This is a genomic window from Dyadobacter sp. CY345, from assembly GCF_021502725.1.
Lineage (GTDB): Bacteria > Bacteroidota > Bacteroidia > Cytophagales > Spirosomataceae > Dyadobacter.
Genome location: NZ_JAKFFS010000003.1, coordinates 344,881 through 370,745 on the forward strand (window position 1 = coordinate 344,881; position 25,865 = coordinate 370,745).

The window sequence follows — 25,865 nt, forward strand, 5'->3', positions numbered from 1 at the left end:
TTTGCGTCCTCTTTTTAAATAACAAGTTAAACTAATTTTCGACTGCGTGGCTCGCCAGTTGATGTAATCGAGAGCTTTAATTCCTATTTATGTCTAAGGAAAAACAAACACAAGTATTGCCTGATTTCGATTGGGAAAAAGCAGAAGACAAAGGATTCGGTACAGGCTACTCAGCTGCTGACCGTACTCGTTTTGAAGAAATGTACGAAACGACAATTTCTCCTGTTCAGGAAAAAGAAGTTGTTAAAGGTGTGGTTGTAGGTATTACAGACCGCGAGGTGATTCTTAACATCGGTTTCAAATCTGATGGTATCGTTTCATTTAATGAATTCCGTGACTTGCCAGCTCTGAAAATTGGTGACGAAGTGGAAGTTTATGTAGAAAACCAGGAAGACGCACAAGGTCAGCTTGTTCTTTCACGTAAGAAAGCAAAAGTAATTACTGCATGGGATAACATCCAGAAATCGTTTGACGAGGATGTGGTAATCGATGCTAACGTAAAGAGAAGAACCAAAGGTGGTCTTATTGTAGATATATTTGGTATCGAAGCTTTCTTGCCAGGTTCACAAATTGACGTGAAACCAATTCGTGATTTCGACATTTTTGTTGGAAAGCGTATGGAAGTGAAAGTTGTTAAGATTAACTACGCAAACGATAACGTTGTAGTTTCTCATAAAATATTGATCGAAAAAGATCTTGAAGCACAACGTCAGCAAATTCTTAATAACCTGGAAAAAGGACAAGTTCTTGAAGGTGTTATTAAGAACATGACAAACTTCGGTGTGTTCATTGATCTTGGAGGTGTTGACGGTTTGTTGCACATCACAGATATTTCTTGGGGTCGTATCAACCATCCGTCAGATCTTTTGGCACTTGACCAAAAGCTTAACGTTGTGGTTCTTGATTTTGACGAAGAGAAAAAACGTATCTCTCTTGGTTTGAAACAACTTCAGTCTCACCCATGGGATTCGTTGTCAGAAGATATCCAGGTTGGATCAAAAGTTACAGGACGTATTGTTAATGTTGCTGATTACGGCGCATTCCTTGAAATCAAACCAGGTGTTGAAGGTTTGATCCACGTATCTGAAATGTCATGGTCTCAGCACCTGCGCAATCCTCAGGAGTTTATGAACGTAAACGATGAGATCAACGCAGTTGTATTGACACTGGACCGTCAGGAGCGCAAAATGTCTCTTGGTATCAAACAACTTACTGAAGATCCTTGGACTCAAGGTTCATTGAAAGATAAGTATGCAATTGGTACTCGTCATAAAGGTGTAGTACGTAACCTTACCAACTTCGGTTTGTTTATCGAACTTGAAGAAGGTATCGACGGACTGGTTCACGTTTCTGACTTATCGTGGACTAAGAAAATCAAACATCCTTCGGATTTCGTAAAAGTTAATGACGAACTTGAAGTTGTTGTTCTTGAGCTTGACGCTGACAACCGTCGTTTGGCACTTGGTCACAAACAACTTGAAGAAAATCCATGGGATACTTTCGAAACGATCTTCGCAATCGGATCTGTACACCGTAGTACAATCGTAGCGAAAGGTGACAAATTCGCTACTTTGGAATTGCCATACGGTATCGAAGGAATCGCAGCCGTTAAAAATCTTACGAAAGAAGATGGCACGTTTGCCGAGGTTGGAGAAAGCTTAGACTTCACAGTTTTGGAATTCTTGAAAGACGAAAAGAAAATCGTTCTTACGCACTCCAAAGTGAAACCTTCTGCTGCTCCTGCTGTTGAAGAGAAAAAAGAAGAGAAAGTTGCTAAACCTGCTTCAAACCAGGCTAAAAATGCACCTTCAAATACTGACAGTTCTGCCAAAGAAGGAGAGAAATCTACCTTTGGTGATCTAAGCGTTCTTTCAGCTTTGAAAGAACAATTTGAAGAAACTGAAAGAAAAGGAAAAAAAGTAGTGAAAAAAGACGACGAAACTGAGGAGTAGTCAATTTTTTTAATACTTTTGCACCCGGGTTAGCAGTTAGCGGGTAATCACTACTGCTAACCCGATATGGTTCCGTGGCCGAGCGGCTAGGCAGAGGTCTGCAAAACCTCGTACAGCGGTTCGAATCCGCTCGGAACCTCATCATAAAATTCTTGAGAAAATACCATTTAAAAAAGTGGCTTTTTGCCTTTTTTTTAAATGGTATTTTTTTGTTAATATGCTGAAATTCAATGGGTACCAGGCGCATGGCCTAATTTGTCGTAAATTGTCAAATTAGAAGAATTATAAATAAGTATGGTATCCAAAATATCCCTTAAATACTTTTGTGGATAAAAAATCGTGCACTAGATTTGTCTGTTGAAGTATAATGAATAGTTGATTATGAATATACCATTCCGAGAAGACTCTAAGTTTTGTTCCTTCTTTCCCCGCTCAAAATCGTTTTTGGCTATTTTTGTAGCTATTCTTTTAAGCACTTGTAGCCTCTCATGGGCTCAGGATAGCACAGCCGCAGCTGGTGCTGCCCCAGCCGCCGCGGCCGCTGGAGGAGGTGATGCTGCAAAAGGCGAAGCAATATTTAAAAATAACTGCGCCCAGTGTCATGCAGTAACCGACGAGAAAGTTGTAGGTCCTGGTTTGAAAGGTGCAACGACACGTAACAGTATTGAGTGGCTTACTAAGTGGGTTCACAACTCCCAAGCGGTGATTGCCTCAGGCGATCCATACGCAGTTAAAATCTACAATGAGTACAACAAGGCTCAGATGACAGCTTTCCCGAACCTTTCGGAAGATGACATAAAGGGCATTTTTGCTTATGTAGATCAGGCTGCTACAGCTCCGGCTCCTGCCGCTGCGGGTGCTGGCGGAGCTGCTCCTGCGGCCGGAGCTGCACAAGCAAGCGGACCTTCTGATCTGTTCATGATCGTTCTTGTTGCTTTGGTTGTTGTAATGCTCTTAGTATTAGGCGTCTTGCTTGTCATTGTAACAATTCTTTCAAAAGCTGTTAGCGGCGATGGTGCTGATGTAAGTAAAGGAGACTTTATGACACGATTTGGTGCTTCGCTAAAAAGAGTTGCCGGAGATCCAGCGATACGTTCAGCAACACTTTGGATATTTATACTTCTGGTAACTAAGGCGACTATTGACGGAGCTTATAGCGTTGGTGTTCAGCAAGGATACGCTCCTAAGCAGCCAATTTCATTCTCTCACAAGCTACATGCAGGAGAATATAAGATTGACTGTAATTATTGCCATACAGGTGTGAACAGAGGTAAATCCGCTCACATTCCGTCAGCGAATATTTGTATGAACTGTCACGGTGTGATCAAAAAAGAATCTCCTGAAATTCAAAAAATATACACATCAATAGAAAATAACACTCCTATTGAATGGGTACGTGTACACAACCTTCCTGATCTTGCTTATTTCAATCACTCTCAGCATGTTAATGTTGGCGGATTGGAATGTGAAAATTGCCACGGAGATATCGCTCAAATGGAAGTTATCCAACAGCGTTCTTCATTAACAATGGGTTGGTGTATCGATTGTCACCGTAAGACTGAAGTTAATACTAAGGATAATAAGTATTACGACAAGCTGGTACAATTACACGCATCAGATAGTAAAGAAGCTTTAAAAGTAGCTGATATCGGTGGTCTTGAATGCTCTAAGTGCCACTATTAATCACTGCAAATAATTACTAGAATACAACTCATTGTATTAAAAGTTTTATGGAAAACACTAATAAAAGATATTGGAGAGGGCTTGAAGAGCTGCGTAATGACGAAAAATTCATTAAAAACGCAGGTTCAGAGTTTTCTGATGCACCAACAGAAAATCAATATGAAAGTCTGGTTGACGGAGCAGGTACGCACCGTCGCGATTTCTTAAAAGTTTTAGGGTTTGGTATGGCTGCTGTTTCTTTGGCTGCTTGCGAAACACCTGTGAAAAAAGCAATTCCTTACGTTAATAAGCCAGAAGGTGAATTTCCAACGATCGCTAACTGGTATGCTTCAACTTATTCAGAAGGTGGAGATTATGCAAGCATACTTGTAAAAACACGTGAAGGACGACCTATTAAAATTGAGCCAAATACACTTTCAGGTATAACGAAAGGTGTTAGTTCAAGAGCACATGCCTCATTGTTAGGTCTTTATGATAATGAAAAACTAAGAGGCCCGAAAAAAGGTGAAGATACAAAGGTTTCCTGGGAAGCGATAGATAGAGACATTACAAGTCAACTTTCTTCCATTGCAGCCAAAGGAGGAGCTATTCGAATTGTATCATCTACAATATTAAGTCCTTCAACAAAATCAGTAATTGCTGATTTTACAACAAAATATCCAACAACGCGTCATATCATTTACGACGCTAATAGTTCTTCCGCAATCGTTAAAGGGAATGAGCTTTCATTTGGAAAAGCTGTTATTCCTTATTACGCTTTCAGTAAAGCTAAGGTTGTCGTAGGTATTGATGCAGACTTTTTAGGAGCTTGGATTTCGCCGGACGATTTCTCTCGTCAATATGCCGAAACACGTCGTGTCAGCAGTGCGAAAGACGGCAAAAAGGATATGTCCCGTCATTATCAGTTTGAATCAGTTCTTTCAATGACTGGTTCAAATGCAGATTATCGTTCAGCTGTAAAACCATCTCAGCTGGGTTTGGTTGTTACTGCTCTTTACAATAAAGTAGCTTCAAAACTTGGAGGGAAAGCAATTTCTGCTCCTGCATTGGATGTGCCTAATCTTGATAAAGCTGCTGTGGATCTGGTAGCGGCGAGAGGAAGTGCTCTGGTAGTTTGTGGTATTAATGATCCGTCTGTTCAGGTTGTTGTAAATGCGCTTAACTCTTTACTTGGAAGTTACGGAACGACAATTGATTTGGATACGCCGGTTAATTTCCGTCAGGGAAATGATATCGCGATGAATGAATTCGTTGATGAAATAAAAGGCGGAAAGGTCGATGCGGTGATTTTCTATGCAGCCAACCCTGTTTATGACCATCCACGTGGGGCAGAGCTAGCTACTGCTCTTCCGAAAGTATCTTTAAGTATTACATTCAATGACCGCGCAGACGAAACCGGATCATTAACAAAATATATTGCTCCTGCACCTCATTATCTGGAATCATGGAATGATGCAGAACCAATGGCAGGATTTTACAGCTTGACACAGCCGACTATCAGCTTGATTTTCAACACACGTCAGGCTCAGGAAAGCTTGCTGAAATGGGCAGGTTTGCCATCTGATTTCCATGCATATCTTGAGTCATACTGGAGTAAGAATATCTTTACGCAAGGTGGAACCGGAAGTTTTGAAAAATTCTGGGTACAATCACTGCATGATGGCTTTTTCAAAACCAACCGTACAGCTTCTGCTGGCGGGGCAGTTTTTGCAGGAAATGTTGACGAAGCAGCATCGGCAATCGGCAAAAAATATAAAGCATCTTCGACAGGAATCGAACTTGCGCTATTTGAAAATGTCGGCGTAGGTAATGGTTCAGCTGCAAATAACCCATGGCTGCAAGAGTTGCCGGATCCTGTTACGAAAGCAACCTGGGACAACCATGCAAATCTTTCACAAAAAACTGCCACAGACCTCGGATTGTCTCAGGGTGATGTAGTAAAAGTGGACTTGAAAGGTAAATCTGTTGAAGTTCCGGTAATCATTCAGCCAGGTCTGGCAAATGGTACTGTTGCTATTTCAATCGGTTATGGTCGTGAGAAAGCAGGTAAGTCTGCAAATGGAGTTGGTAAAAATGTTTTCCCACTTGCATCTTATTCAGCGGGCTATTTGACTTTTGTTCCTGGCGAAGTTACTGTTTCTAAAACAGGCGAAACACGCGAAATAGCTCAGACGCAAACACATAATACTGTCATGGGCCGTAAATCGGTTCTGCAGGAAACTGTGTTGGCTCATTTCCAGAAAGACCCATTGGCAGGACGTTTTATTCCAAAAATCGAAACTTCTGAGGGATCAGTAGATGCTACGGATCTTTCTCTTTGGAATGGACACAAATACCCAAACCACTCGTGGGGTATGGTTATCGACCTTAACACATGTTTTGGTTGCGGATCTTGTGTAATTAGCTGTCAGTCTGAAAATAACATTCCAGTTGTTGGTCGTCAGGAAGTTATCAACAGCCGCGAAATGCACTGGCTTCGTATCGACCGTTACTACAGTAGCGACGCGGAAGTAGGTGATTACACAGCAATGGAAGTTGCTTCTGAAAACCCTGAGGTTACGTTTCAGCCAATGTTGTGCCAGCATTGTAATAATGCCCCTTGCGAAACGGTATGTCCGGTATTGGCGACAACCCATAGCTCGGAAGGCTTGAACCAAATGACTTATAACCGTTGTGTAGGTACTCGTTATTGCGCAAACAACTGTCCATATAAAGTACGTCGTTTCAACTGGTTTAAATATTTCGATAATGATAACTATGATTACCATTTCAATAATGATCTTGGTAAAATGGTAATCAACCCTGAGGTAACAGTGCGTTCACGCGGAGTTATTGAAAAATGCTCAATGTGTGTTCACAAGATTCAGGAAGGTAAATTAACAGCTAAGAAAGAGCGGAGACGTGTAGTTGACGGCGAGATCAATGTGGCTTGTGCTTCATCTTGTCCGACTGATGCAATCACTTTCGGTGATATGAATGATCCAGAAAGTCGTATCTCCAAGATGCTCGAAATCGAAAGAGAAGGTCGCGCATTTCACATGTTGGAAGAAATTAACGTTCGTCCGCAGATTTCTTATCTGACGAAGATCAGAAATAAGGATGCAGCAGCAGCACCAAAGGCAGAAGCTAAAAAAGAACACGCCTAAGTAGTTGAAAGTTTTGTATTTGTTTGAAGATTAAATCATTATAAATTACAGTAGTATGCATGTTACTTCACCCGTAAGAGAGCCCCTTATTCAAGGCGGGAAAACGTATGCAGACGTAACGGAAGATATTTGCCGGCATGTCGAAGGAAAGCCTACAAAGGAATGGAAAATTGCTTTTGGTATTTCTTTGCTTGTTTTGGCTTATGGAACTTGTTGTCTGGCATGGACCTGGTGGGAAGGTCTGGGCGTGTGGGGATTAAATAAGACAGTAGGTTGGGCCTGGGATATTACAAACTTCGTATGGTGGGTTGGTATCGGTCACGCTGGAACTTTGATCTCGGCAATTCTTTTACTCTTCCGTCAGAAATGGAGAACATCCATTAACCGTGCGGCAGAAGCGATGACAATTTTCGCTGTAATTTGTGCGGCATCTTTTATCCTGATGCACATGGGTCGTCCATGGATGGCATATTGGGCTTTGCCTCTGCCTAACGCATTTGGTTCTCTTTGGGTAAACTTCAACTCTCCTCTTGTATGGGACGTTTTTGCGATCAGTACTTATTTCTCTGTATCCCTTGTTTTCTGGTATATCGGTCTTATTCCTGATTTAGCTACAATTCGCGACCGTGCAACCAGCAAAGTTTCTCGTTTCATGTATGGAACTTTTGCGATGGGATGGGACGGATCAGCAAAAACCTGGTCTCGTTACGAATATATCAGCTTAATTCTTGCAGGTTTATCAACACCACTTGTACTCTCAGTACACACGATTGTAAGTATGGACTTTGCTACTTCGGTAATTCCGGGATGGCATACAACAATTTTCCCTCCATACTTCGTAGCGGGTGCGATTTTCTCTGGATTTGCGATGGTACAAAACCTTATGTTGATCACACGTGTGGTTTACAAGCTGGAAGACTATATCACCCTTGAACACATTGAAACCATGAACAAGGTAATTACCTTGACTGGTTCGGTTGTAGGGGTTGCCTATATTACTGAGTTCTTTATTGCCTGGTATTCAGGAGTGGAATATGAAAGTTATGCATTTATCAACCGTGCTACCGGACCTTACTGGTGGGCATACTGGGCGATGATGACTTGTAACGTAATCTCTCCACAGTTGTTCTGGTCAAGAAAACTTCGTCGCAGCATTACATTTACTTTCTTTATCTCTGTTATTGTAAACATTGGTATGTGGTTCGAGCGTTTTGTAATTATTGTTACATCACTTCACCGTGACTATATTCCATCGAGCTGGGCTATGTTCTCCCCTACCCGTTATGATATTGGGGATTACATCTTCTCTTTCGGGTTGTTCTTTACGTTATTCCTGCTTTTCTCAAAATATCTACCGGTTGTAAACATGGCGGAAGTGAAAGCGGTAATCAGATCGACTTCTGCGAACTTGCCTAAGAAAATTGCAGGTGTTGCGAAAGTAAGACAACGCGAAGCTGCCGCTCCGTTATTTAACAAGGATATAGAATAAGTAAAATCGCTGACAGCGAAAGAATAATATTTAACATTAGTATAAATATGGCAGAATTATCTGGTAAATATTTAGTTGGAGTCTACGACGATGACGATACTGTATTACACGCAGTACCGAGACTCAGAAAGGCAGGAGTAAAAATACAGGAAGTGTATTCTCCATTTCCAATCCATGGAATGGATGATGCCCTTGGTCACCCTCGTACAAGAATCGGGATTGCAGCGTTCATGTTCGGTGTTACCGGATGTTGCGTAGCCTTAACGTTGATGATCTGGACAATGGGAATTGACTGGCCGATGATCGTTGGTGGTAAAGATTCTATTTCTCTGCCAAACTATATTCCTATTACATTTGAGTTGACTGTACTTTTCACTGCGTTTGGTATGGTTACTACATTTTTCATCTCAAACGGGTTAAGTCCTGCTGCCCACAAACATGAAAGATTTGATGTTCGCGCGACGGATAACAAATTTGTAATGGCAATTAACTTGGGTAGAAATTCAATGAGTGAAGATGAAATATCCCGTGCGCTTAGAGATAGCGGTGCCGAAGAGGTTAACATCAAACAATTTTAATGTGCTTGGATCGATGAAATTGAAAAGTTTATATAAGTATTCAATAGCCTTTGCTATCATTCTGATTGCAGCAGTAAGTTGCAAACGTGATCCTAGCAATCCTGGTAAAGAATATGCTCCGAATATGTACCTGCCGGTTGGTTATGAACCATACAGACAGGAAAAACCAAATCCAATCAACCCGATGGGATTGACTATGCGCTTGCCTGTTGATGGTACTGTTGCTCGTCGTAATTACAACACCAGTTTTGGTGATGGAGATTCAGCTCAGGTCGATTTGATGGTTTACAACATTGCTTCTGATAGTATTTCTATTTCAGAAAGAGTTTTGAAAAACCCGGTTCCTTTGAACGAGAACACATTGGCAGAAGGTAAAGTGTTGTATGAAAGATACTGTCAGCATTGTCATGGTGCAGCAGGAGCAGGTGATGGAAAAGTAGCCGCTATATATAAAGGGGTTCCCAACTACGCGAGTGATGCTTACAAAAACCTTAATGAAGGACATATCTTCCATGTTATTACTTACGGTAAAGCACGGATGTGGCCTCATGGTTCGCAAATTAATCCTGAGGAGCGCTGGAAAATTGTACACTACGTGCAAAAGCTGCAAAAGGGAGCATAGTCTATTTTTGATAACTGAGAAATAATATTTGAATAATGGCATCAGCACATTCGATTCCTTCTATTGAAGAACGGTTTGAATTCACTTCGGGAGCTAAAAGAAACCTGATAATTGGGGGCGCAATTGGTGCGGCTTTGGTTGTGGTAGGTGTTTATTTAGCAGCTACCGGTGGAGGTGGACATCAGGAAGCAGAAGCAGCACATGGTGCAGTGAATGCTATAACCGGACATGCAGCAGCCGGACATGAAGCAGCAGGTCACGCCGAAGAGCATCATGTAAGCTGGTTAACACGTATTTGGGCAAACCTTTGGGTAAACGCGGTTTATTTTACCGGGATTTCCGTTGTGGGTATGTTTTTTATATCATATAACTATCTTGCACAAGCGGGATGGTCAGCAGTTTTTAAAAGGGTACCGGAAGCAATGCCTGCATTTTTACCTGTGACTGGGATTATTATGCTTGTAGTATTCTTTTTAGGTGGTCATGATCTTTTTCACTGGACACACTCAGAAGTTTACGAAGTTGGCGGACCTGAATATGATGAGGTACTAGCTGGAAAACAAGGATATCTGAATACGCCATTTTTTGTTGGCAGAATGATATTTTACTTTGTTGCCTGGTATTTTATGTGGAGGAAAATTCGTCAATTTTCGTTGGAAGAAGATCAAATCGGTGGAACAGAATTATATGATAAATCAATACGTTTAGGAACAGCATTTCTTGTTGTATTTGGCGTTACGTCATCAACATCTGCATGGGATTTCGTAATGTCTGTAGATCCTCACTGGTTTAGTACAATGTTTGGATGGTATACATTGGCAAGCTGGCACGTTGCTGGTCTGGCCGTTATCACGCTGACCGTTGTTATGTTAAGAGAAAGAGGTTATTTGAAAGCTGTAAATTCTAGCCACCTTCGCGATTTAGGAAAATTTGTTTTTGCATTTAGTATTTTCTGGACTTATGTATGGTTTGCTCAGTTTCTTTTGATCTATTATGCAAATCAGCCGGAAGAGATTATTTATTTCATCGAACGTTTCAGAGGTCACGGAAGTATTTTCAAGGCTCCATTCTTTATTACATTGTTCCTTAACTTTTTCTTGCCATTCCTTGTTTTGATGACAAGGGACTCTAAGTTTACGCATTCGATTCTTAAAGTTGCTTGCTGGAGTGTAATCATCGGTCACTATATGGATTTTTACACGAACATTATGCCAGGTAGTGCTGGAGATACGGCGGGATTTGGCCCGTTGGAATGGGGATTTTTCATTGTCTTCATTTGTGGATTTGTTTGGTCAATGGCGACTCAGTTGGAAAAAGCAAATTTGATTCCAAAACATCATCCAATGTTGGAAGAGTCATTGCATCACGATATCGCCTAATTTGCTTAACCTGTTATTATCATGTATTTTATCATTGGATTAGTTGCCTTAGTTTTTGTGGTTCTCACGGTCATCGTGGTAACCCGGCTGCAGGATGTTCTTAAAAATGTAAAGAAACCAGAATCAGCTGACGAAGCTCCTTCAGGAAACGGTTGGAATGGTGCAATGTTTATTGTGATCATAATCGCCGCTGTTGTTGGGATCACCTGGTCATATATGCATGCGAGAGAACATTTTTTACCGATTGCTTCTTCCGTTCACGGTAGAAGAACAGACGATCTGTTCTGGTTCTCAATGGGAATTCTTACAATTCCTTTCGCGTTTGTTAACTTTTTAATATTCTTTTTTGCCTGGAAGTATCAATATAAAAAAGGAAATAAAGCGTCTTTTTATCCTGATAACCACAAACTAGAATTAATATGGACGATCATTCCCGCAATTGTAATGGCCATGTTGGTTTTTACAGGGTGGAAAGCTTGGTCTGATATCACTTCTGACGCTCCTGCTGATTCCGAAGTAATCGAAATTACTGGAAAGCAATTCAACTGGATTGTTCGTTATGGCGGTGTTAGTGATAACAAATTGGGGAACTATAACTATAAGTTAATAGACGCCCAAAATGAAGTAGGTATTGATTTATCCGATGAAAATTCATTTGACGATTTCTTGAACCCTACCGAAATGCATATTCCTGTTGGACGTCCTGTACTTTTGAAAATCCGTGCTCGTGACGTTTTGCACAGTGTATTTATCCCTCATATGCGTGTGAAGATGGATGCTGTTCCAGGTATGCCGACGAAGTTCTGGTTTGTTCCGGACAAAACAACGGCTGATATGCGTGCGGAGACAGGTAATCCAAATTTCAAATATGAAATCGCTTGTACAGAGGTTTGTGGACAAGGTCACTTTTCAATGAAAATTAATCTGGTTGTTGAAGACGAAGCGTCATATAAGAAATGGTGTGCAGAACAATCAACTTTTCTACAGACCTACCCGGAGTATCTGGCAAAAGTGCCAGACAATTTGAAAGCAAAAGCGATGAAAGGTTTGCCAGCTGATACAGCAACTCCTGCCGATACTGCAAAGACGGCTTCGACAGGGGGTGGAATTGGAACAACTGCGGCTCTTCGCTAATTTTATTACATTAAATTCAAAACAAGTATATGTCAGCTATTGAAGGATTGGACACCGCTGTACACCACCCGGAGCAAGCGCACCATCACGAGCCACAAAGCTTTTGGCAGAAATACGTATTCAGTGAAGATCACAAAGTAATTGCCAAGCAATACCTGATCACAGGTATCATGTGGGCAGTTATCGGGATAACAATGTCGGTTATTTTCCGTATTCAATTAGGGATGCCGGATTCTAACCTGTCATGGTTAAAGCCTGTTTTGGGTGCCTGGATCAGCGAGTCAGGTAAGTTAGATCCTAACTTCTACCTTGCTCTCGTAACAATGCACGGTACCATCATGGTATTTTTCGTACTTACGGCAGGATTGAGCGGAACATTCAGTAATTTCCTTATCCCATTGCAGATTGGTGCACGCGATATGGCATCTGGATTTATGAACATGTTATCTTACTGGTTCTTCTTCCTTGCCAGTGTGATCATGTTTGCATCTTTATTTCTGCAAACAGGACCTGCGGCAGGTGGATGGGTTATTTACCCGCCATTAAGTGCATTGCCACAAGCGCATCAAGGTTCAGGAATGGGGATGACTTTGTGGTTAGCTAGTATGGCTTTCTTCATTGTATCTCAGCTTTTAGGTGGTATCAATTATATCACAACTGTAATTAACCTTCGGACACGGGGTATGTCATTCGATCGTCTTCCATTGACAATCTGGGCGTTCCTTATTACTGCGGTTCTTGGGCTTATTTCATTCCCGGTTCTTCTATCATCAGTATTGCTTTTGATCTTTGACCGCCATTTTGGAACGAGCTTTTATCTGTCTGAAATTTATATCAATGGAGAGGCATTACCGAATGTAGGTGGTAGCCCAATTTTGTTCCAGCATTTATTCTGGTTCCTTGGTCACCCAGAGGTGTACATTGTCCTTCTTCCTGGTCTTGGTATTACTTCTGAGGTTATCGCTACAAATGCACGTAAGCCAATCTTTGGTTACCGCGCTATGATTGCCTCAATGCTTGGTATCGCGTTCCTTGCCTTTATCGTTTGGGCTCACCATATGTTCGTGACTGGTATGAATCCGTTCCTTGGATCGGTATTTATGTTCCTGACTTTGATCATTGCTGTTCCATCTGCTGTGAAAGGGTTCAACTATATTACTACACTTTGGAAAGGAAATATCGTTTTCACTCCTGCTATGCTTTTTGCAATCGGGATGGTTTCGTTGTTCGTATCAGGTGGTTTGACTGGTATTATTTTGGGTAACAGTGCTCTCGATATTCAACTTCACGATACATACTTCGTAGTTGCTCACTTTCACCTTGTAATGGGTGCGGCATCGGCGTTCGGATTGTTTGCCGGGGTTTACCATTGGTTCCCTAAGATGTTTGGAAAGATGATGAACAATACTTTGGGTCAGATCCACTTTTGGTTCTCATTCATTGGTATCTATCTTGTCTTTATTCCAATGCACTATGTTGGTATCGCAGGTTTCCCACGTCGTTACTATCAGTTCACAAGTTATGACTTCACGCACAAGTTTATGGACATGAATATGTTCATTACCGTTGCTGCGATTTTATCATTCCTTGCACAGTTTATATTCCTTTATAATTTCTTCGTGAACATTTTCAAAGGCAAAACTGCTCCGAAAAATCCATGGAGATCGAATACATTGGAATGGACTACACCAATTGTTCCTGGTCATGGTAACTGGGAAGGTGAGATTCCAGCAGTTTATCGCTGGTCATATGATTATAGCAAACCTGGCGCAAAAGAGGATTTTATACCTCAGAATATTCCTTATTCTCAAACTTTGGAATCTAACTTCCCTCACGAGAACGAGCTGATTGCGACAGAAAAAGAAATAGAGGCTCAGAATTTTAATGACCAATTTAACACAGCTCATTAATTCACGTGTCAATCGTCGTTTCCGACGATTGACACTGAATACTGTAATTACGCTTTACATCCTGATTATGGTTGGTGGAGTTGTAAGAAGTACAGGCGCTGGCATGGGTTGTCCCGATTGGCCAAAATGCTTTGGTAGCTGGATACCTCCAACGGAGGTCTCTCAGCTACCATTAGATTATAAGGAAATCTATGGAGCTAAATTAAAAGGTGAGGTAATTTTCAATCCTGTGAAAACATGGATTGAGTATGTCAACCGGCTTTTTGGAGTTTTTACGGGGATAATGATCTTCGGGACGCTAATTGCTTCAATTCCTTATTTGAAGTCCGACAGAAAAAGCTTGTTTTTTTATAGCTTGTTGGCTTTCATACTGGTTGGTTTGCAGGGATGGCTTGGGTCGAAGGTAGTATCATCAGAGTTACATCCGGTGATGATTACAATTCATATGCTTTTGGCCATTGTAATTGTCTTCATTTTGATATATCTGTTCATCCGTGCTTCTTATTCTCCGGAAAGGGATGGGAAATTGTTCGCTGATCAGGGGCTGATTAACAAATTTAGTTTGCTTGTCCTGACGTTATCACTGATACAGATCTTGATTGGAACGCAGGTACGTGAGTTGATGGATGAGGTGATACGAGCTTTGGGTTATGAAGGACGTGCGAAATGGGTTGAAGAGCTTGGAGTTCCATTTTATATACACCGCTCTTTTTCCATATTGGTACTTGCTGCGAATTTGTTTTGGATTAATAAAATTATTCGTTCTATACCCGGAGAATCCAGAATTAAACAAATGGGTCTAGGCTGTTTGGTAATTTTAGGTGTCGAGATTTTCACAGGGATCGTAATGGCGTATTTTGGCGTTCCTGCATTTGCTCAACCCATTCACCTGACATTGGCCGTCATCATGATTGGATTACAGTTTATGATGTGGCTGCTTATGAATGCCAGTCGTTTTTCTTGGGGCAAAGAAATTGTTAGACTGAAAAGGGATTTAGTGTAGATTGGAAATAGAGTTAAATAATGACATCAGTAGAGGAAAGCTTAGGTTTAAATAGCGTTGGAGATAAAGTAAAAGCCTTGTTTGAATTGTTAAAATTCAGGCTGGCTTCGCTGATCGCTTTTTCAGGTGCGATGGGATACTGTCTCGGAGCTTCCGATGTAAGTTGGGTGAAGATTGTTCTTTTCTGTATCGCGTCTATCGGTATCACAGGATCCGCAAATATTATTAATCAGATTCTTGAAAAGGATCTGGATAAGATGATGAAGAGAACGCAAAATCGTCCTCTTCCAAGTGGAAGAATTTCGGTTGAGCAAGCGATTGTTTGGGCTGTATTTCTCGGAGTTTCATCATTGATTGTATTCGTTGTTTATTTTAATATGATCAGTGCATTACTGGCGCTTTTGTCGTTGGTTTTGTATGGGTTTGTTTATACACCGTTGAAACGTGTTGGCCCTATCGCAGTTTTTGTTGGAGCGTTTCCAGGAGCATTTCCGCCGATGATTGGGTGGGTAGCAGCGACTAACCACTTTGGATTAGAACCTGGAATTTTGTTCGCGATCCAGTTTTTTTGGCAATTCCCACATTTCTGGGCGATTGCATGGGTATTAGATGATGATTACAAACGGGCGGGTTTTAAATTATTACCTGCAAATGGTTTGAAAGACGCAGATACAACGATGCAGATTATGATTTACACGTTGTTTTTATTGCCGGTTGGGTGGTTGCCATACAAACTGGGTATGACGGGAATCAATTCTGCTTTTATAGCGACAGTTTTTGGTGTATTGTTTTTAGCACAAACATTTCATCTGATGCGTAAGTGTACGGATAAAACGGCAAGACAACTTATGTTTGGTTCTTTCATATATTTGCCGATCGTTCAAATTGCGTTTTTGTTGGATAAATTGTGATATCGTAATTTAGTGAAATGGAAAACATTCAACATTTGAAAGTAGACAAGGAGCCTCAGGCTACGCTTTCTATGGACCCAATGAAATTCATTCTTTGGTTGTTTGTAGTGAGCATAATAATGCTTTTTGCATCGCAAACCAGTGCTTATCTTGTGCGTAGAGCAGAAGGTAACTGGCTTGAATTTGAGATGCCCAGGATATTCTGGTATAGTACCGGTGTACTGTTGGTAAGTAGTCTTGCAATGCAGGCTGCTTATTTTGCAGCAAAAAAAGATGATTTCAGATTATTGAAAATAGCAATTTCTATTACTTTTGTACTTGGCCTGACGTTTCTGTGGATGCAGTTTGAGGGATGGAAACAGTTGGTGGCAATGAATGTTTACTTTGTTGGAAACCCTTCTGGTTCGTTTTTTTATGTATTTACCGGACTTCATGGTTTCCATATTATAAGTGGTATCATTGTTCTGATCTATGCATGGATCGCGGTTTTCAAGCAGAAAGTGCATTCAAAGAATTTGCGTCAAATACAGATTTGCGCCACATACTGGCATTTTTTAGACTTACTCTGGTTATATCTTTTTGTTTTTTTATTGACTTTTAATTGATAATTTTTCACCAATGGCTGCACATGTAACAACACCAGGCACGGTAGAACCCAAAATGTGGATGGGCGGGATCGAGCCGATGAAAGCAAGTTACGGGAAATTGATGATGTGGTTTTTCCTCATCTCAGATACGTTCACCTTTTCTGCCTTGCTTGTAGCATACGGAACGCAACGTTTTAGTTTCCCTTCATATATTGGCGAAGCTGCAAATTTCACTTTTTCAAATTTGTACTGGCCTATTCCTGAAAAGGTTTATGAATCTGTTCCATTCTTGCATGGAATTTCGTTGCCATTGGTTTTTGTCGGTATCATGACATTCATTCTTATTGCAAGTAGTGTTACAATGGTACTTGCGGTGGAAGCAGGTCACCGTATGGACCGTGCAAATGTTGAAAAATATATGCTCTGGACAATTTTAGGCGGTTTCACTTTCCTTGGCTGCCAGGCCTGGGAATGGGCTCACTTTATCCACGGGACGGATGCTGGTACTGTGATGAAAGTTATGGAGAACGGAACATGGGTCGATAAATTGGTGCATGGCGCGAACCTTACTGAAAACCAATACGGACCTCCTGCTTTTGCAGATTTCTTTTTCTTCATCACAGGTTTCCACGGAACACACGTATTTAGTGGTGTTATTTTAAATATTCTTATATTCTTCCGTTCAGCGACTGGTTTCTATGACAAACGCGGAAGTTATGAAATGGTTGAAAAAGTTGGTCTTTACTGGCACTTTGTAGACCTTGTTTGGGTATTTGTATTTACATTCTTTTATCTGGTTTAATCGTAGACCTCTTCAATTCTAAAGCACATGGCAGAAGTACATCATATACACGAGCAGGATCCTAACGCAGGCGCGGAACAGCGAAAAGCTATCTGGAAAACTTTCTGGATTTTACTGGTCCTGACAGCACTTGAGTTCCTTATTGCATTCACTGTACCTCACGGTACTTTGAAAGTTACAATTTTCATCGTGATGACAATTGTTAAAGCATTTTATATCGTAGGTGAATTTATGCACCTTAAGCATGAAACCAAGTCGCTGATTTGGTCTATCATCGTTCCGGTTATTTTTGTGGCCTGGCTGATTCTTGCGCTTCTTTTAGAAGGAAATGCTATTTTTCAGGCTATTTTCAAGTAGAGGCTACTCGTTATGATAAACTTCCGTAAAGCCGGATTACTAATATTGACATTAGTAATTCCGGCTTTGGTTTTTGTGTTCCTTAAGCTATTTGCTACCAATCATTACGATTTGCCATATTACCATCCGGAATTCACAGCGACTGGTGAATTAGCGATGAATAATGGCGATACTGTGTTTTATCAGGTGCCAGATATTTCGTTGAAAAAAACTGACGGAAATCCTTTCGTTGAGAAATTCAAAGATGGCAAGATGACGATAGTAAATTTCCTGCCACAGGCATGTGATGACAGTTGTAAAATTGTTCTGGGACAGATAGAAAGAATTTCTGCATTGACAGAAAGTATTCCAAATCTTCAACTGTTGACTCTTACTGAAAATTGGAACGGTAAGAACGCTAGTTATCCAGCCTCAATGGATTCGAAAAACTGGCTTGTGCTTACCGGTTCGACTGACGAGATTAACGATGTCTGTAAAAGGGTTTTAAAAATGGAAACAAAAGTGCCAAAAGCTAAAACCAATTCGCTCGAATCTAAGTTAGTATTGATAGACACGAAAGGCCAGATCAGAGGATATTATAATTTATCTGATTTGGAAGAAACAGACAGGTTGATGGGTGAGATCAAAATTTTGGATTACGAGAAAAAATCAAATTAATACGAATTGTTATGGCAACTGTATTGGTTGAAGAAAATAAGAAGTACAGAAAAATTATTAATATCCTTGCCATTGCAATTCCGGTTGCTGTGGCCGTGCTTATTGGTATCAGACAGAAGATAGATTTAGGAACGTGGACGAAAGTTTTGCCGCACGTGATCGGTATGTTAAATACTGCGACGGCGATCTTACTTCTCATGGGCTTTTATTTTATAAAAACGAATAATAGAAATTTGCACCGACTGATGATGACATTTGCTTTTGTCCTCGGAGCGATATTTCTGGTTTGTTACATTCTTTATCATATTTCAAACGAGTCGACGCCGTTCGGTGGTTCAGGATTCATCAGGCCGATATATTATTTTTTATTGATTTCACATATTTTGTTATCAATCGTAGTCGTCTGGTTTGTATTGAGAGCTGTTTACTTTGGTTATAGCAATCAGTTAGCGGAACATCGGAAAGCCGTTAAATGGGCATTTCCAATTTGGCTTTATGTGAGTGTGAGTGGTGTGATTGTTTATTTATTGATTAGTCCCTATTACGTATGAAAAAGCTTCTGGCGGTTTGCGGGTTTATAATTATATTTTTTGTTTTGACAGTTCCGTCAACCATGGCGCAATGTGCTATGTGCAGAGGAAGTGTTGAAAGTTCAATGGGGAATGGAAGAAATAACGTAGGTGTAGGCCTGAATACTGGAATTGTTTATTTATTTATGATGCCTTATATTTTGGTTGCGGTGATTGGGTATATGTGGTACAGAAGCAGCAAGAAAAATCAGCAGGAACGTCAGTTTGTTACTGCTCGCGTTCAGCAGGCTTTGCATCAAAAATAGACGTTAAGATAAAGGCTGAGGCGAAATCAAATTGTTGGTTTCGCCTCTTTTTGTTTTTTGGTGATGATGAAAAATATATTGCCTGTTTTGAAAATAAATCGATTTTGTAGGTGTAGAAATTGAAGATGGAGTCTTTAAATTGAAAAACCAGTTTTGATCATGAGATCCATTCTTCTTTTAGTATTATTTTTTTTCTGTTTGCCGGGCCACGGGCAGACCATATCAACTTCGAAGCCTTGGACATATTGGTGGTGGATGGGGAGTGCTGTCACCCAGGAAGACATCACAGCGCAACTTGAAGGATTTTCAAAAGCCGGCTTAGGCGGTGTTCATATTATTCCGATTTATGGTGTAAAGGGTTACGAAAACGACTTTGTTCCGTTTCTTACCGATCATTGGTTAAAAGTGATGGAACATACTGTCATCGAAGCGAAACGATTGGGCCTTGGTGTGGATATGACAACTGGTACCGGGTGGCCATTCGGCGGACCTAACGTTACCAAACAGATGGCTGCCAAAACAATAAACTTCAAAGATGGGAAATGGAAAATCCTACCAACCAAGCAGGAGGTGAAACGTGCAGCACCAGGTGGAGAAGGTTTGGTTTTTGATCCCTTTCATCCAACAGCCATGGCCGATTATCTGGTGAGGTTTGATTCCGCTTTTGTTCACGCAAAAGAATTACCACGATCTATGTATATGGATTCTTACGAGGCCTACGGAGCGAACTGGACGGATGATTTTCTTCGTGAGTTCAAAAAACGGAGGGGATATGATCTGCAAAACGAGCCAGCACTTCTGACCGATTCGACGGGAAAGTCAGAATCATTATTGGTGAAAATTGATTATCACCAGACCTTATCCGAACTTCTCCGCGAAAGATATGCACACGCTTGGACAAGCTGGAGTAAGCAGAAAGGATTTTTAACCAGATACCAGGCACACGGATCTCCTGGAAATCTTCTTGAACTTTACGACGAGGCCGATATTCCGGAAACAGAATCCTTCGGTACGAGTAGATTCGGGATTCCCGGACTGAGAATTGATCCTGACTATTCGATAAAACAATTTGGTACGCCCAATCCGCTTGCGATGAAGTTCGCGTCTTCTGCTGCTCATTTTTCCGGAAAAAAGTTGGTGAGTTCAGAAACCGGTACTTGGCTTGCCAATCACTTTAAAGTTTCGTTGTCTCAGGTGAAGCCGCAAATTGACGAATTATTTACGAGTGGAATAAATCATATTTTCTATCATGGCACAACCTACTCGCCGGTTAAGGAAGCATATCCGGGTTGGTTGTTCTATGCTTCAACGAACTTTGGACCGGCTTCACATTTCGCTGAGCATTTTTCATTATTAAATCAATACGTAGAGCGTTGTCAGAAGCTGTTACAGGAAAGTCAGCCGGATAATGATATTCTGGTTTATTTTCCAATCCATGATCTTTGGTCGACGCCCGCAAAATCCGCTGGTGGTGTGCATTTACTTGAAGTTCATCATGTTGATCGCTGGTTATTGCAATTACCATTCGGGCAGTTGACAACAAAATTGTGGAAGGAGGGATATGCTTTTGACTATGTCTCCGACAGACAATTTTCGAGATTATCCGCCACAAAAAATGGAGATGTTTCGTCTGGTAAATCAATTTATAAAACGATCCTGATCCCGCCGTCGACATATATGCCGGAGGAGACTTTAAACGAGTTGACCAGACTGGCAAAATCAGGCGCCAATATTATTTTCGCAGACCATTTTCCAGCAAACGTTACAGGTTATAATTTAAACGGAACGCGCCAGAAGGAATTCGTAACGAAACTTAGCGAATTGAAAGCAAAAAACGCTGGCGTTGTTGTATCAAAAGATTGGGAAATTGCATTGCAAAAACATGGTGTTGTTCAGGAACAATGGGCCAAACAAGGGTTAACTTTTATAAGGAAAAAGTCGGGCGACCACTCAATATATTTTATAGCTAATCTGGCAAATGGTTTCAGGGAAGGCTGGATTCATATTGGTAAACTGACTGGAAAAGTTGAACGTTATGATCCGTTAACAGATGAATTAATCACGCTAGCCACTCGTACGGAAAAAGGTAAAAGCGAAGTTTTCCTCAAATTACTTCCAGGCGAATCTTGCTTCTTAAGGACATCTGGCCAATCAATGGAAATCGTTCCTGCTTCAAAACCGGAAAAGCAGTATTCTATCGATGGAAATTGGGCAGTTGATTTTGTTAAAGGCAAGCCTTCATTGCCAGCGTCAGGTAAACTGAAAAAAGCAGGTTCATGGGTTTCATTATCTGATACCGCCAGATATTTTTCCGGAACTGCCAGGTATGCCCTTGACTTTGATGTACCAGCGGGGTTGTTATCTTCCAAATCGATCATCCTGGATTTAGGAGATGTTCGCGAAGTTGCCGCTGTTAAGCTTAATGGTGAAGAAATCGGCACGGCGTGGTCTATTCCTTTTCATTTAAAAGTGATTCCGGAGACACTTAAAGAAAAAGGAAATAAAATTGAGATCGAAGTAACAAATCTTTCGGCTAATTACATGCGCCTGCGCGACAAACAGGCTCCCGAGTGGAAGAAATTTTACGATATCAATATTGTTGATATAACGTATAAAAAATTCAATGCAGACAACTGGGAACCTATGCCGTCCGGCTTGCTGGGACCGATTCGTTTGTTATACTGATTTGTTTTGCCACGAATTTTCACTAATCGCATTCGGGAAAATTCGTGGGAAAAAATCATTCCCACAAAGGATAATGTTCAAGCTGGATTTGCTGACCGAAAAATATGTTTGTTGACTGCTCAAAAGAAAGTGTATAGTCAGAAACATAAAACTGCCGTTTCCCTGTGCCCTTTTCGTTGACTAGATAATGTTGTTCAAGCCAGGCACGTAACGAGTGTGCAACAATTTCAGAAGTATCCAAAATTTCAACATCGTTTTCGTAATATTTACTGATCTGGTTTTTGATAAGCGGATAATGGGTACAACCCAAAATCAGTGCCTCAATTCCTTCCAGAGTCGGATCTGAGAGATAGCTGTCAATAATGCTTTCACTGATATTATTATCAAAAAAACCTTCTTCAATCATGGGAGCCAGTAGCGGCGTTGCAAGAGATTTTAAGTGAATATTTTTATTTAAAGCATCAACTTTTTTCTTGTAGACATTGGATAAAACAGTCTGTTTCGTTCCAATAAGTCCGATCGTTTTTCCATCATAATGCTCCTTGATATAATCAACCACCGGGTCAATTACATTTAGAACTTTCGCTTTGCTGCCAACGTACTCCCGGACGAGTTCAAATGCTGCGGCGGACGCAGAGTTGCAGGCGATCAGAATCAGCTTACAATTTTGTTGTAAGAGCATATTGCAAATCTTGATAGAATATGCCTGGATGGACGCGGTGGATTTGTCGCCATAAGGTAAATGAGCCGTATCTCCGAAATAAATGGTATTTTCATTTGGCAAAAGTCGGGTAACTGCGCTGGCGACAGTCATACCGCCAATGCCGCTATCAAATATGCCAATAGGCGCTGAGGAATCGAACATGGTAATCGGGAATAAATAGCTAATCGGCTATAAAACTAAAGGAAGCTTCGTAATTATCTTTCTTATCCTGATAAATATATTTATGTAATAACAATTTTAATATAGATCCGAAATTAAAATGTTGAAAGTTAGGTCTTTATAAGTATACGAAGTCATTTGAATCTTTATTTGAAAAATAATCTTAAAAAATATCCTGCCTCATGCAACCTCGGCAATAGTCTTTTGCATCTTACTATTGAAACAACATTAGAATGGGTCGAATTTTATCATTTTTTAACCAGGAAGCACAGCTGATCAAAGCACTCCGGCAGGAAGACGCCAGGGCGCAGCGGCAAGTGTATGAAAAGTATGGCCCGCGCATGCTGGGGGTATGCTTTCGTTATCTGGGTGATGAAATGACGGCGGAAGATGTGATGGTGGAGGGATTCCTGAAAGTGTTTGGTAAAATTGACCAGTTCAATAGCGAGGGCAGTTTCGAGGGGTGGATCAGGAGAATTATGGTAAATGAGGCGCTGGGACTTTTACGGAAAAGAAAGCAAATGCCTGAGGATATTTTATCTGATGAAGCGGCGAATATTCCGGATTACAACTACGCCGACCAGCATATCGAAACACAGGAGTTGCTAGATCTGATCGAGCAGTTGCCATTCGGGTATCGCACTGTTTTTAATTTATATGCAATTGAAGGTTATGCGCATAGCGAAATTGCAGAATTGTTAGGTATAACGGAAAGTACGTCGAAATCTCAGCTTCACCGGGCACGTGCCTTGTTGCAGAAAATGGTGGGAGCCTGGGAAAATGACTTCAAAAAAAAACTGAATTATGAGAAAGCATCCGGTTGATGATCTTTTCCAAAAGAGACTCACTTCATTGGAGAAAAAACCATCTGAACTCGCCTGGAAACGAATTCAGGAAGGACAGAAAAAGAAATCGCGGCGAATAGTGGCGTGGGTATGGTATGCGGCAGCGAGCGTAGTTTTGACGTTGGTGACAAGTTATTTGGTATGGCAGGGACAAAACGACATTTCTTCTCCGATGCATGCAGGTTCTGAAATTGCAAAGGTCGAAAAGTCTACAAGTAAGCAAGCTGAGGTAGCAGATTCAATTCAAACGGAAAGCGGAAGTCTGTCGAATGATGAAGCGAAAAGTTCTCTGCCTTCAGAACAGCCCACTTTGGCAAAGCGGGAAATTGTTAAGGAGTCTCCTTCAATAAAGGCCAAGGCGGAACGTCAGGCTGAAATCAATAGTGCAAATCAGCCAGCTCCGGTTCAGATTGCTAAAATTGAGCCTGTTAAAGCGGAGGAAGTGAAGATAGAAAATGCGGAGATCCAAAGGTCAATTTCTACTGAAAAGGTAATTCCGAAGACAGTTGAATTAGCGCAGCGCGATGAAAAAAAGCCGGACCGTACGATTATTGTCGAAGTTGAGGAGCCTGAAAGCGAAGGTAAAGACAAATCAAAATCCCGTTTGTCACGTGTTTTCCGTCAGCTTAAAAATGTGAGAGAAGCAGAGCCGGTCGATTGGGAAGACGTAGGCTTTAATCCCAAAAGTATTATTGCCAGGGCAGATGACCGAACTAATGATGATGGAAAAGTATCAGGAAAGCGTGAAAGAAAAAATTAATCGGTAACCCTATTATGTCATGAAAATGAAAATCATTTTGGCCGTTGTTATGCTTTTGTCTTTGACAGAGTTATGGGCAAAGAACATTATCCCTTCTTCCGTTACAAAAAATATAAAGAACGATTCGATCATTGTAAGGTTTGGTAATAAAACCAGAATGGTCATCTACGGAGAGAATAAAAGAGAACTGGAGAAAATCCTGAAATACGATTTGAACGCTTTGCTGAAAGATCTTAAAATTCGTTTGGATAGTACACAGCAGGATACAACGTTAATTGTGGAGGAATTCAGCGGCGACGACTATTTGAAAAATAAGCCGGATCTGGGCGACGACAAAAACTATGTGCGGATTGGAAAACGCGGGGGACTGCGTATCAGGAACGGGGATACGAAGGTTGAGATTGAAAGCGGAAGTGTAGAGGTGAGTGATGGTGATGGGAATTTTGCCAGAATAGGGCAAACAGCAAAATCTTATGTACCAAGCTGGGGATCGAGCCCGCGGAAAGGTTTTAACATTGCCCTGGGCTTGAATACCTATGGAAGTAATACACCTTTAAGCACAGCCGCAGGCACATTGGTTGAAATGCCCGAATTAAAACCTTTTGGGTCAAGGTATATCAGTCTGGGATATATCGCATCTACAACAGTTGCAAGAGGCCAAAAGGCAAGGTTGAGCTTTGATTTCGGGATAGATTTTTCCTGGTACAATCTGATGTTTGAAGGCAATAATAAGATTATTAAAAATCAGGATATGGTGATTTTTGAACCGGTGCTGAATGACGAGGGAAACGAGATAAATTTACAGAAAAATAAGTACGTGCTGCCTTTTGTAAATCTGTCAATCATGCCAACAATAAGTTTTCGCAGATCTTTTATATCACATATCACCGCAGGAGTCTATGGTGGGTATAGGCTGGGGAGTTATTCCAAGATTGTCGAACGGGAAAGTGATGACAAATCTTTTGATCGCCGTAACTTTTTTGCCAATGATGTCCGGTATGGCTTAGGCTTCGAGCTTGGCATCCGCAGATTTCCGGATTTGTTCGTAAACTATGATTTGAATGAGTTGTATGAGAAAAATCACGGTCCGTCAGTGAAAATGTTAAGTTTTGGAATAAAATTATTTTAGATATAAGTTATTGATTTAGTGCCTGCTAGGATCCTTTTTCTAGCAGGCACTAAAATTTTCTGAATATTTTTTTCATAAAGTATTTGACATTAATGAAAAAGGTCATAATTTTGCAGCTCCAAAAGTGAGACAAGAGGTTCTCACGGTTGTATTGAAATGTTGATCGGGGGTGTACCAGAGTGGCCAAATGGGGCAGACTGTAAATCTGCTGGTGTACGCCTACGGTGGTTCGAATCCATCCGCCCCCACAGTTTAAACCAGAGTTTTCTTTATGTTTACCAGTATAAAGAAAGGTTTATAACAATTGCGAAAGTAGCTCAGCTGGTAGAGCGATAGCCTTCCAAGCTATAGGTCGCGAGTTCGAACCTCGTCTTTCGCTCATTTTTAAGACACGTCAAGCGACTAGCGAAAACATTCATTTTGAAGCCCTTTCGCTGGTCGCTTTTGGCTGTGGTCTAAACTGAGATTAATTTCTCACGCGAAGGTGCTTAACGTAGCAACTCGATATATTGAAATTT

22 protein-coding genes and 3 tRNA genes are annotated in these 25,865 nt (G+C 41.0%); 24 read left to right on the forward strand and 1 reads right to left on the reverse strand.

Going from position 1 to position 25,865, the window contains the following annotated elements; all coding sequences use genetic code 11:
- The first annotated feature begins 89 nt into the window (after positions 1-89).
- The 19 genes from rpsA (at position 90) to L0657_RS15395 (ending at position 21,730) form a co-directional block, all read left to right on the forward strand.
- Positions 90-1,952 (forward strand): 30S ribosomal protein S1, encoded by a 1,863-nt coding sequence (gene rpsA, locus L0657_RS15305; RefSeq protein ID WP_235151665.1) that lies wholly within the window; start codon positions 90-92, stop codon positions 1,950-1,952.
- 68 nt (positions 1,953-2,020) lie between these two features.
- Positions 2,021-2,091: transfer RNA gene (locus L0657_RS15310), tRNA-Cys, on the forward strand.
- A gap of 242 nt (positions 2,092-2,333) precedes the next feature.
- Positions 2,334-3,635, forward strand: coding sequence for a c-type cytochrome (locus tag L0657_RS15315; protein ID WP_235151666.1), 1,302 nt, complete (start codon positions 2,334-2,336; stop codon positions 3,633-3,635).
- Positions 3,636-3,682: 47 nt separating this feature from the next.
- The gene (locus tag L0657_RS15320) at positions 3,683-6,781 is read left to right on the forward strand and encodes a TAT-variant-translocated molybdopterin oxidoreductase (RefSeq protein ID WP_235151667.1); all 3,099 of its coding nucleotides are present in this window, start codon (positions 3,683-3,685) and stop codon (positions 6,779-6,781) included.
- 55 nt (positions 6,782-6,836) lie between these two features.
- Positions 6,837-8,270 (forward strand): NrfD/PsrC family molybdoenzyme membrane anchor subunit, encoded by a 1,434-nt coding sequence (gene nrfD / locus L0657_RS15325; protein WP_235151668.1) that lies wholly within the window; start codon positions 6,837-6,839, stop codon positions 8,268-8,270.
- A gap of 47 nt (positions 8,271-8,317) precedes the next feature.
- Positions 8,318-8,848 (forward strand): DUF3341 domain-containing protein, encoded by a 531-nt coding sequence (locus L0657_RS15330; RefSeq protein ID WP_235151669.1) that lies wholly within the window; start codon positions 8,318-8,320, stop codon positions 8,846-8,848.
- A 13-nt stretch (positions 8,849-8,861) separates the two neighbouring features.
- Complete coding sequence (locus L0657_RS15335) at positions 8,862-9,470, forward strand: cytochrome c (RefSeq protein ID WP_235151670.1); 609 nt, start codon at positions 8,862-8,864, stop codon at positions 9,468-9,470.
- Positions 9,471-9,505: 35 nt separating this feature from the next.
- Complete coding sequence (locus L0657_RS15340; protein ID WP_235151671.1) at positions 9,506-10,849, forward strand: quinol:cytochrome C oxidoreductase; 1,344 nt, start codon at positions 9,506-9,508, stop codon at positions 10,847-10,849.
- 21 nt (positions 10,850-10,870) lie between these two features.
- Positions 10,871-11,983 (forward strand): cytochrome c oxidase subunit II, encoded by a 1,113-nt coding sequence (locus L0657_RS15345; RefSeq protein ID WP_235151672.1) that lies wholly within the window; start codon positions 10,871-10,873, stop codon positions 11,981-11,983.
- Between the two features lie 29 nt (positions 11,984-12,012).
- Entirely contained in the window at positions 12,013-13,893 is a 1,881-nt protein-coding gene (locus L0657_RS15350; protein WP_235151673.1) for a cbb3-type cytochrome c oxidase subunit I, read from the forward strand.
- Positions 13,868-14,896: a heme A synthase gene (locus tag L0657_RS15355; RefSeq protein WP_235151674.1), complete on the forward strand. Its 1,029-nt coding sequence runs from the start codon at positions 13,868-13,870 to the stop codon at positions 14,894-14,896. Before L0657_RS15350 ends, L0657_RS15355 begins: the two co-directional genes overlap by 26 nt.
- Positions 14,897-14,916: 20 nt before the next feature.
- Positions 14,917-15,807, forward strand: coding sequence for a heme o synthase (gene cyoE / locus L0657_RS15360; protein WP_235151675.1), 891 nt, complete (start codon positions 14,917-14,919; stop codon positions 15,805-15,807).
- 17 nt (positions 15,808-15,824) lie between these two features.
- The gene (locus tag L0657_RS15365) at positions 15,825-16,412 is read left to right on the forward strand and encodes a cytochrome c oxidase subunit 3 (RefSeq protein ID WP_235151676.1); all 588 of its coding nucleotides are present in this window, start codon (positions 15,825-15,827) and stop codon (positions 16,410-16,412) included.
- A 13-nt stretch (positions 16,413-16,425) separates the two neighbouring features.
- The gene (locus tag L0657_RS15370) at positions 16,426-17,196 is read left to right on the forward strand and encodes a cytochrome c oxidase subunit 3 (protein WP_235151677.1); all 771 of its coding nucleotides are present in this window, start codon (positions 16,426-16,428) and stop codon (positions 17,194-17,196) included.
- Between the two features lie 27 nt (positions 17,197-17,223).
- Complete coding sequence (locus tag L0657_RS15375; protein WP_235151678.1) at positions 17,224-17,553, forward strand: cytochrome C oxidase subunit IV family protein; 330 nt, start codon at positions 17,224-17,226, stop codon at positions 17,551-17,553.
- A 12-nt stretch (positions 17,554-17,565) separates the two neighbouring features.
- Positions 17,566-18,210, forward strand: coding sequence for a hypothetical protein (locus L0657_RS15380; RefSeq protein WP_235151679.1), 645 nt, complete (start codon positions 17,566-17,568; stop codon positions 18,208-18,210).
- An 11-nt stretch (positions 18,211-18,221) separates the two neighbouring features.
- Positions 18,222-18,761: a DUF420 domain-containing protein gene (locus L0657_RS15385; protein ID WP_235151680.1), complete on the forward strand. Its 540-nt coding sequence runs from the start codon at positions 18,222-18,224 to the stop codon at positions 18,759-18,761.
- Complete coding sequence (locus tag L0657_RS15390) at positions 18,758-19,045, forward strand: hypothetical protein (protein ID WP_235151681.1); 288 nt, start codon at positions 18,758-18,760, stop codon at positions 19,043-19,045. Before L0657_RS15385 ends, L0657_RS15390 begins: the two co-directional genes overlap by 4 nt.
- A gap of 159 nt (positions 19,046-19,204) precedes the next feature.
- Positions 19,205-21,730 (forward strand): glycosyl hydrolase, encoded by a 2,526-nt coding sequence (locus L0657_RS15395; protein ID WP_235151682.1) that lies wholly within the window; start codon positions 19,205-19,207, stop codon positions 21,728-21,730.
- Between the two features lie 55 nt (positions 21,731-21,785).
- Here the strand turns inward: L0657_RS15395 and murI are convergent, their stop codons facing one another.
- Positions 21,786-22,595: a glutamate racemase gene (murI, locus tag L0657_RS15400; RefSeq protein ID WP_235151683.1), complete on the reverse strand. Its 810-nt coding sequence runs from the start codon at positions 22,593-22,595 to the stop codon at positions 21,786-21,788.
- Positions 22,596-22,846: 251 nt separating this feature from the next.
- On the opposite strand from murI, the gene L0657_RS15405 reads away from it, so the two are divergent.
- The 5 genes from L0657_RS15405 (at position 22,847) to L0657_RS15425 (ending at position 25,726) form a co-directional block, all read left to right on the forward strand.
- A complete protein-coding gene (locus L0657_RS15405; RefSeq protein WP_235151684.1) occupies positions 22,847-23,437 on the forward strand; it encodes an RNA polymerase sigma factor in 591 nt (196 codons plus the stop codon).
- Positions 23,418-24,218 carry a hypothetical protein gene (locus L0657_RS15410; protein WP_235151685.1) on the forward strand — a complete coding sequence of 267 codons (801 nt, stop codon included), beginning with the start codon at positions 23,418-23,420 and terminating at the stop codon, positions 24,216-24,218. Before L0657_RS15405 ends, L0657_RS15410 begins: the two co-directional genes overlap by 20 nt.
- A gap of 19 nt (positions 24,219-24,237) precedes the next feature.
- Positions 24,238-25,347, forward strand: a complete 1,110-nt coding sequence (locus L0657_RS15415) for an outer membrane beta-barrel protein (RefSeq protein WP_235151686.1) — start codon at positions 24,238-24,240, stop codon at positions 25,345-25,347.
- Positions 25,348-25,512: 165 nt separating this feature from the next.
- Positions 25,513-25,595, forward strand: a tRNA-Tyr gene (locus L0657_RS15420).
- 58 nt (positions 25,596-25,653) lie between these two features.
- Positions 25,654-25,726 (forward strand) — tRNA-Gly (locus tag L0657_RS15425).
- The last annotated feature ends 139 nt before the right edge of the window (positions 25,727-25,865 follow it).

Bases quoted from the DNA above. Each gene is read 5' to 3' on its own strand.
- rpsA (WP_235151665.1), top strand. From the start codon at position 90: ATGTCTAAGGAAAAACAAACACAAGTATTGCCTGATTTCGATTGGGAA.
- L0657_RS15315 (WP_235151666.1), top strand. From the start codon at position 2,334: ATGAATATACCATTCCGAGAAGACTCTAAGTTTTGTTCCTTCTTTCCC.
- L0657_RS15320 (WP_235151667.1), top strand. From the start codon at position 3,683: ATGGAAAACACTAATAAAAGATATTGGAGAGGGCTTGAAGAGCTGCGT.
- nrfD (WP_235151668.1), top strand. From the start codon at position 6,837: ATGCATGTTACTTCACCCGTAAGAGAGCCCCTTATTCAAGGCGGGAAA.
- L0657_RS15330 (WP_235151669.1), top strand. From the start codon at position 8,318: ATGGCAGAATTATCTGGTAAATATTTAGTTGGAGTCTACGACGATGAC.
- L0657_RS15335 (WP_235151670.1), top strand. From the start codon at position 8,862: ATGAAATTGAAAAGTTTATATAAGTATTCAATAGCCTTTGCTATCATT.
- L0657_RS15340 (WP_235151671.1), top strand. From the start codon at position 9,506: ATGGCATCAGCACATTCGATTCCTTCTATTGAAGAACGGTTTGAATTC.
- L0657_RS15345 (WP_235151672.1), top strand. From the start codon at position 10,871: ATGTATTTTATCATTGGATTAGTTGCCTTAGTTTTTGTGGTTCTCACG.
- L0657_RS15350 (WP_235151673.1), top strand. From the start codon at position 12,013: ATGTCAGCTATTGAAGGATTGGACACCGCTGTACACCACCCGGAGCAA.
- L0657_RS15355 (WP_235151674.1), top strand. From the start codon at position 13,868: ATGACCAATTTAACACAGCTCATTAATTCACGTGTCAATCGTCGTTTC.
- cyoE (WP_235151675.1), top strand. From the start codon at position 14,917: ATGACATCAGTAGAGGAAAGCTTAGGTTTAAATAGCGTTGGAGATAAA.
- L0657_RS15365 (WP_235151676.1), top strand. From the start codon at position 15,825: ATGGAAAACATTCAACATTTGAAAGTAGACAAGGAGCCTCAGGCTACG.
- L0657_RS15370 (WP_235151677.1), top strand. From the start codon at position 16,426: ATGGCTGCACATGTAACAACACCAGGCACGGTAGAACCCAAAATGTGG.
- L0657_RS15375 (WP_235151678.1), top strand. From the start codon at position 17,224: ATGGCAGAAGTACATCATATACACGAGCAGGATCCTAACGCAGGCGCG.
- L0657_RS15380 (WP_235151679.1), top strand. From the start codon at position 17,566: ATGATAAACTTCCGTAAAGCCGGATTACTAATATTGACATTAGTAATT.
- L0657_RS15385 (WP_235151680.1), top strand. From the start codon at position 18,222: ATGGCAACTGTATTGGTTGAAGAAAATAAGAAGTACAGAAAAATTATT.
- L0657_RS15390 (WP_235151681.1), top strand. From the start codon at position 18,758: ATGAAAAAGCTTCTGGCGGTTTGCGGGTTTATAATTATATTTTTTGTT.
- L0657_RS15395 (WP_235151682.1), top strand. From the start codon at position 19,205: ATGAGATCCATTCTTCTTTTAGTATTATTTTTTTTCTGTTTGCCGGGC.
- murI (WP_235151683.1), bottom strand. From the start codon at position 22,595: ATGTTCGATTCCTCAGCGCCTATTGGCATATTTGATAGCGGCATTGGC.
- L0657_RS15405 (WP_235151684.1), top strand. From the start codon at position 22,847: ATGGGTCGAATTTTATCATTTTTTAACCAGGAAGCACAGCTGATCAAA.
- L0657_RS15410 (WP_235151685.1), top strand. From the start codon at position 23,418: ATGAGAAAGCATCCGGTTGATGATCTTTTCCAAAAGAGACTCACTTCA.
- L0657_RS15415 (WP_235151686.1), top strand. From the start codon at position 24,238: ATGAAAATGAAAATCATTTTGGCCGTTGTTATGCTTTTGTCTTTGACA.